9 protein-coding genes are annotated in these 7,134 nt (G+C 35.8%); all 9 read right to left on the bottom strand.

Features of this window, described 5'->3' with window-relative positions; translation table 11 throughout:
• Positions 1-161: DUF2752 domain-containing protein (locus tag ACIQ6Z_RS08435; RefSeq protein ID WP_396210455.1), on the bottom strand; the 161-nt coding region annotated here is incomplete at its 3' end.
• Positions 162-212: 51 nt separating this feature from the next.
• Positions 213-554 carry a TM2 domain-containing protein gene (locus ACIQ6Z_RS08430; protein WP_396210454.1) on the bottom strand — a complete coding sequence of 114 codons (342 nt, stop codon included), beginning with the start codon at positions 552-554 and terminating at the stop codon, positions 213-215.
• A 77-nt stretch (positions 555-631) separates the two neighbouring features.
• Complete coding sequence (locus tag ACIQ6Z_RS08425; protein WP_396210453.1) at positions 632-1,582, bottom strand: 2-hydroxyacid dehydrogenase; 951 nt, start codon at positions 1,580-1,582, stop codon at positions 632-634.
• 74 nt (positions 1,583-1,656) lie between these two features.
• Positions 1,657-2,892: a murein hydrolase activator EnvC family protein gene (locus ACIQ6Z_RS08420; protein WP_396210452.1), complete on the bottom strand. Its 1,236-nt coding sequence runs from the start codon at positions 2,890-2,892 to the stop codon at positions 1,657-1,659.
• A gap of 48 nt (positions 2,893-2,940) precedes the next feature.
• Complete coding sequence (locus ACIQ6Z_RS08415) at positions 2,941-3,705, bottom strand: DUF4292 domain-containing protein (RefSeq protein WP_396210451.1); 765 nt, start codon at positions 3,703-3,705, stop codon at positions 2,941-2,943.
• On the bottom strand, positions 3,705-5,042 hold the full coding sequence (locus ACIQ6Z_RS08410; protein ID WP_396210450.1) for a tetratricopeptide repeat protein: 1,338 nt from the start codon (positions 5,040-5,042) through the stop codon (positions 3,705-3,707). Before ACIQ6Z_RS08410 ends, ACIQ6Z_RS08415 begins: the two co-directional genes overlap by 1 nt.
• A complete protein-coding gene (locus ACIQ6Z_RS08405; protein ID WP_396210449.1) occupies positions 5,043-6,053 on the bottom strand; it encodes a sugar phosphate nucleotidyltransferase in 1,011 nt (336 codons plus the stop codon).
• Positions 6,054-6,183: 130 nt separating this feature from the next.
• Complete coding sequence (gene dut / locus ACIQ6Z_RS08400) at positions 6,184-6,618, bottom strand: dUTP diphosphatase (protein ID WP_396210448.1); 435 nt, start codon at positions 6,616-6,618, stop codon at positions 6,184-6,186.
• A 1-nt stretch (position 6,619) separates the two neighbouring features.
• Positions 6,620-7,134 (bottom strand): lipopolysaccharide biosynthesis protein (locus tag ACIQ6Z_RS08395; RefSeq protein WP_396210447.1); only part of this gene is annotated, 515 nt, incomplete at its 5' end.

The raw sequence follows: 7,134 nt of genomic DNA, 5'->3' as shown, positions 1-7,134 counted from the left end.
GATCGAGTCGTGCCACAAGAAGGACAAGGATAGTTTGTTACTTTTTTAAAAACACACCCTATAGGCTGTTGGATATTTTCTTTATGATTGAAAAGAAAAAGCCATCCATAACCCAGTCCAATTAGTGCTAATAAAAAAACATACAATCTGTTTTTCTTCATTTGATACAGAGAAAATGGTTAAAAAAACCACATATAAAATGTGGTTTGTTTTTAGTATAACATTGCTTGATTGAATTTTTCAAGGTTTTTCTCTTTAGTTGCTCCTTGAATTAAGAACCAGTCTACAATAGCCCAAATTCCTAAACCACCACAGGTTAATAATTTTCCTACTCCCATTCCAGTGTCTCCAATATAAAATCTATCGATTCCATAGGCTCCGGCAAAAATAGAAATAAGTAATGCAGTAGTTGGATCTTTAAATTGAACCATTTGAACCATTGGCCATTTTTCATCGTCTAAAGCCAATAATCTTTCACGTATCGCATGTAAGTTGTGCCCTTCAAAAAATTTAGAATTTGACATCATGAACATGTCTACTTTGTTTGCATCCATTTTAGTTAGTTTTTAGTTAGTTGATACGAATATAATAAATTATTGTATAAGTCTAACCTAATTGAATTTGTTACAGATTATTTTGCATAAACCGCAAAAATTTTATCCACTATGGTTTGGGCTAGTTTTTGATGGCTTTCTACTGTCCATCCCGCAATATGAGGGGTTAATAGCACATTATTTGCTTGGAGTAAATAATCAAATGCTTCTGGTTTTTCTCCTTCAAACAAGGTTTCAAACGATAATTTTTCATATTCTAATACGTCCAAACCGGCGCCCAAAACTTTTTTCGTTTTCAAAGCGGCCACTAGGTCTTCTGTAACAACTGAATTCCCTCGAGCAGTATTGATAAACCAAAAGGGCTTTTTGAATGTAGAAATAAATGCTGTGTTTATCATTTTATCCGTCTCGGGAGTCCAAGGCGTATGCAAACTGATAACATCGGCTTGTTCTTGAAGTTCGACTATTGAAACTTGTTTAGCATTTGCATCGCCTACATTCGGTAAAATATCATAACACAATGTGGTTACATCAAAGCCACGCAATTTTTTGGCGAACGATTTTCCCATAGTTCCATAACCAATAATGCCAATGGTTTTTCCTTCCAATTCATGTCCGCGATTGCCTTCTCTGATCCATTGACCCGATTTGACTTCGGTATTGGCTTTATTCAATTGATTAAAAAGCGAAAGCAACATTCCTAAAGCATGCTCCCCCACGGCATTTGCATTGCCCTCGGGGGCTGCAATGAGACGAATCCCTTTAGCTGTGGCATAATCACAATCAATACTTTCTAAACCAGCACCCACTCGTGCAATAAATTGCAAATTTGTGGCTTTGTCTATAAACGATGCATCTATTTTAAACCGACTTCGTATAACAATACCCTGGTAGTTTTCAATTTTAGCCTCAATATCTTGTTTAGAAGACGTAAAATCGGCTTCATTTTGAAAACCCGCTTGTTGCAATTGGTCCCAAAGAAGTGGGTGATTGCTATCGAGATGTAAAATTTTAAAAGGCAAATCCATGCTGTTGATTTAAAGGATAAAAATACAAGAAAATAAAGTACAAAAAAAATGAGGCCTTTCGACCTCATTCATTGTTACATATTTAACCAAGCGGTCGGATTTAAAGTTGTTGTATTTTGTAATACTAAAAACTTGATCACGGCCTTGCCTGAGGCATCGGTATGAATCCTTCCTATGCTTTGTTTGATGCTTACTTTTTGACCTTTACTCACGCTTACTGAAGCTAAATTTAGATAAACTGTGATAAAATCTCCGTGCTGGATGTAAACCGCTTTGTTATTTGCTGAAATGACTTGGACTTGCAACACTTCACCAGCAAAAACAGCTCGAGCCGAAGCTCCTGGCTCAGTAGTAATTTCAATACCACTATTATGAACGGTTAAGTTTTTATGCACGGGATGCGGTTGGTCCCCATAATATTGAGAAACGCTGCCTTTTACAACAGGCCAAGGCAATCTTCCTTTATTGGCTTTAAAGTTGTCTGAGGACACTTTCCCTTCTGCAGAAAGGACAAACTTTGTGGCTTCCTTTGTTCCTGCTTTAGGAGCTGTAGTTCCGGTTTTTGCTGCATTTCTTTTATTAGCAGCCGCAATCTCATCGGCAATAATTTTCTTAATTTGACGGTCTATTTGCTTGGCTTCTTTTTGTTTTTTGTCGATTTCGGCAGTAATTTGCTTTTTATCTTTCTGAATCGATTTTACCAAACGCTCTTGCTCTTGTTTTTCTTTTTCCAGTTCTTTTTTCTCTTGTTCCGTTTCGACCAAAACTTGTTCCTTTTCTTTTTTATTGGTCTTAAGCTTTTGCTCGGCTTGTTCTAATTTTTGTTGTTTGGTTCGAATTTCTTCGCCTTGCATTTTCCTAAAATCGGCATATTGCTTCATGTACTGAATGCGCTTGTAGGCCTGAAGAAAATTTTGGGAAGAGAGTACAAACATGACCCTACTTTGTTCGTTTCGACTTTTATACGATTTAACGATCATTTTTTCATAATCTTCCTTCAACACCGTCAACTCTCTGTTCAATTTGTTCATCTCGAGTTGGGTCAAATAGATGTTATCCGATAGTATTCGAGTTTGTTTTGCAGTTGTATTCAATAATTTTTGACGCAAAGCTATCAATCCTTTTTGTTGATCAATTTGTTTTAATACCGATTTTTCTTTTTTCTTTTCCGATTCTAATCGTGCTTTCTTTTCGGCAATTTCGTTTAGAATTTGCTCTTTTCTTTGCTCTAATTTTTGTTGCTCAGAAGGTTGCGCAAAAGCCATTGAGGTTATGAAAAAGAAAAGTAATGTTTTTAAAAATTGGTTCATGCACTTTGGTTTTTTACAAAGGTAGTTTTGTTTTACTAAAATAAAAAATTAATCGATTTGAATTGCCTTGTAATCATTAGGAATTACATATGAATAACTCAAATTTTCATTAAATGTTGTGTTTTTGTATTCAATAGCAATTGAAATTTTTTCTTTTTGAGTGGCTTGAATATTGACTGCGTTAGGCAAAAAAATGCGTTCCACTTCTGTATATGATGGGTATTGAATTTCTAAAGCTCTATTTTGACTGGCCTGAGAAATGGTTTCTTTTTTTAATAAATAATTGGCTGCTTCAAAATAAAATTCTTTACTAATATCGGTTGTGGATGCTGGAGACAATTTGAATAATTTTTCATTGATTTCAGAAATCCAGTTGCCTTTTGACAAATCATCGATCGCTCTTCCTAGGAATAAATTTTGTACTTTCTGAAAATCAAGATCAGAACCCAGCCAGTTGCTAAGCACGCTAAAATCCCCTTCAAAATAAGTGTTGTTGATTTTTTCATAATAACTCACTTTTGTGGGGGTTATCAGGGCCTTTGCTACAGGAAACCCAAGTATTTTAATGTTGACCCAAATGATTTCATTTTTTTTGATGCGAATATCTACATTCAAAGAATGGGATTGCGAAGGATCTTCATACTTGGCATTTGCTTTAATATTTAAAGTTTTAAAATCAGATAAATTAGCATAATGACCGTTGATGATCTTAGTAATTTCTGTTGTGTCTTTCGCAGCGGCAGTAGCCACTGCTTGTTTTGATTTACAACCAATTATTAAAAAAGCACAAACGACTGATGAAATATATTTCATTATTTGATTTGTTTTAATTTAGTGGAATACCGTTGTTCATTCGTTGAGTCTTTTAGGTTTTCACAACTGATGATTAATTGCTCATAAAATAGTATTTCAAGCGGTTGATCGTCTACTACAAAATCCAGACCGTTTTCTAAATATGCTTTTGCTTGTTGAAAATTCTTTACTTGATTGCAACCCCATCCCGCATAAAAATAAAAGTTGGGCTGCGTGGGAAAGTGCTCCGAAAATTCAGTTGCTTTAGTAACTAAACGCTGAAAATCTTGTTTTTGTTGTAGCACTTCCAAGTAATACTGCATGCTATCTATCGCATCTGGTTTTTGTTGTATTGCTTTTTCAAAATAATACGCTGCTTTCTCCAAATCCTTTTTTTTCCAGAAGAATTTTGCTACTTCGCTCGCAACCGAAAGGGAAGTGTCTGCATCAAAATAGGGAATAGCGGCATCAACTTCTTTAAAATAAACCGGATTATTGACCGCAAAAATTAAAAATTCATTAAAAACACGGTGCTTGATTTTGAAATCCATTTTAGTACTTTGCAATACTGTAAACATGGATTGGGAAGCTTTTGTGCCATCGTTTGCATTCAAATAAAATTTTACCAAACTAACGGCTGCCCATTCCGAACTTGGAATCTCTTTTTCCAATGCTTTTGCTACTTCAAAAGCCTTTTCCTCTTGGTTAAAACTGAGGTATAGATTAATTAAGTCGATATAATTTTGTTCGTATTTGGGATGTTCTTTAATACCTAATTCTAAGGTTTCTTTTTTAGGCGCAGCAAATTCGGTAGAACGTTCCAATTTTAGTTTATAGAATTCCATGGTTTTCGTCAAATGAGCAGTCGCTTCCATTTCTTTTAACAAGGCAAGCGCTTTTTCTTTTTGATCGGTATTCATGTATAATGACACCAAATCTTCTCGCATATTGGGGTCAAATTCAACCAATTTTTGAACCACCCCAATCGCCTTATCAAAGGCTTTGGTTTGGTAATAAATATCGTACAGTCCGTTCCAATACCAGCGCTGTTTCGCATCGATTTCTATAGCGCTTTTAAAGGCCATTTCGGCAGCAATATAATTCTTTGCGTCCAATTGATTTTTCCCCAATTCAAATAAAAAAGCAGGGTTTTTAGGTTCTTTTTCTATACATTTTTGAATAGCCACAATAGCTTTATCATAATTTTCAATACCCCGTTGTGCAAGAGCTTCAAAAAAATAATCTTCTGTTTTATTTTCTTCTAACGCAATGTCTTCTGGATTTTGTTGTGCAAAAGTGTAGTTTCCAAAACTAAAAAGTAGGAAAACAATAAAAGCTATGTGTTTTTTCTTTATCATCTATTCTAACACCGAATAATCTCCGATACTAATACTAGTAAAATTGCCATCAAAACTCGCATGATTTCCAATCATGGCGTTGTCTAATTTTGCATTTTTAATATGTGAATGCGTTTGCACCAAACTATTCTTTATAGTAGAATCAATAACATGACAGCCTTTGCCTAACGAAACATTAGGACCGACAGTCGCGTTGATTAACACCACATCTTCTCCTATGTAACAAGGTGGAATGATCGTCGAATTTTCTTGTTTTACACCATAATCAATCAAATGTTCGCCATCGTTATGTAAAAACCCAAGCATTCTTGTATTGGTTTCCACCGTAACGTCTTTATTCCCGCAATCCATCCATTCATCCACTTTTCCGGGAACAAATTTCATGCCTTTGGCCATCATTTGTTTGATCCCATCGTTAATTTGGTATTCGCCACCGTGAATTATGTTATTGTCTAACACCGATTGCAATTCGTTTTTCAAAACGGCAACATCCTTGAAATAATAAATCCCAATCACCGCCAAATCCGACACAAATTCTTTTGGTTTTTCAACCAATTCAATGATTTCGCCGTTTGGATTTAAATTCACGACACCAAAAGCTTCAGGTTGGTCTACTTGTTTTACCCAAATTACACTATCGGCCGAAGTATCTAAGTCAAAATCGGCACGAATTAAGGTGTCGGCATAAGCAATAACAGCTGGACCGCTCAAAGAATCTTTGGCGCACATGATCGCATGACCCGTTCCTAAGGCTTCATTTTGATAATATATGGTTCCTTTTGCTCCTAATTTTTGGGCGATCGCTAATAAATCTTGTTCGACTTTTGCTCCAAAACTTTCATGAATAATAAAGGCTACTTCATCAATTTTCTGATTTAAAACACCGGCAATATCTTCTACTAATCGGTGGACGATTGGTTTTCCTGCCACTGGAATTAATGGTTTTGGAATGGTTAACGTGTGTGGGCGAAGACGAGAACCACGTCCTGCCATTGGTACGATTATTTTCATGTTAGCCCCCTAATCCGCCTAGGCGAGAAATTCCTATTAGGGGTCAATAGGATTTTATTAATTAATTCAATTTATTTATAAACTATTTACACCATTTTGTCAGTTCCCCCTTTTGGGGTTAGGGGGCTCTTTACTTCACCCCAGTACTGCCAAAACCGCCTTCGCCTCTTGAGGTTTCAGATAATTCGGTTACTTCAAGCCATTCGGCGCGTTCGTGTTTGGCGATGATTAATTGAGCGATGCGTTCTCCGTTTTCAATTACGAAATCTTCATGGGATAAATTTACTAAAATCACTCCAATTTCGCCACGATAATCAGCATCAACTGTTCCGGGCGAATTTAAAACGGTGATTCCTTTTTTAGCTGCTAAACCACTTCTTGGTCGCACTTGCGCTTCAAAACCAATAGGCAATTCAATAAAAAGTCCGGTTTTAACTATGGTGCGTTCTAAAGATTTTAAAGTGATGGGTTCTGAAATATTCGCACGCAAATCCATTCCTGCCGAAGCAATGGTTTCATAATTAGGTAGCGCGTGACTCGATTTGTTGATGATTTTAATTTGCATATTATTTTCTTCTGATGATCTTTACAATAGTTTCTTTTTCGTTTCTGTAGACAAAGTACGCAAAAAATAAGATTGAGGCAATACCGAATAGATACGTTTCGCGTAAAATAGGCACATAAAATGAAATTCCAGAAAGCACAATGGCTAATCCTAAATACGTGAAAATCGATTTTTTATCATAGGGAATTGGATATTTCTTTTGCCCCATATAATAGGAAATAAACATCATGGTTCCATAAGCGAAAATAGTGGCAATTGCCGATCCCATGTAACTGATTATTGGAATTAAAAGTACGTTTAACGCTAAGGTCACTATTGCCCCTACGATTGAAATATAAGCTCCAATTTTCGTTTTATCGATCAGTTTGTACCAAACGGATAAATTGGTGTAAATGCCTAAGAAGAAATTAGCCAATACAATTAAAGGCACGATTTCCATTGCAGTCCAATAGCTTTCTTTAGGCACTAAAAATAATTTTAATACGTCGGCAAAAACGATGACTCCTAAGCAAATGA

Source organism: Flavobacterium sp. (assembly GCF_044376915.1).
Taxonomy (GTDB): Bacteria; Bacteroidota; Bacteroidia; order Flavobacteriales; family Flavobacteriaceae; genus Flavobacterium.
Note: the sequence above shows the minus strand (reverse complement) of the source record. Positions and strands in the feature narration are given on the sequence as shown.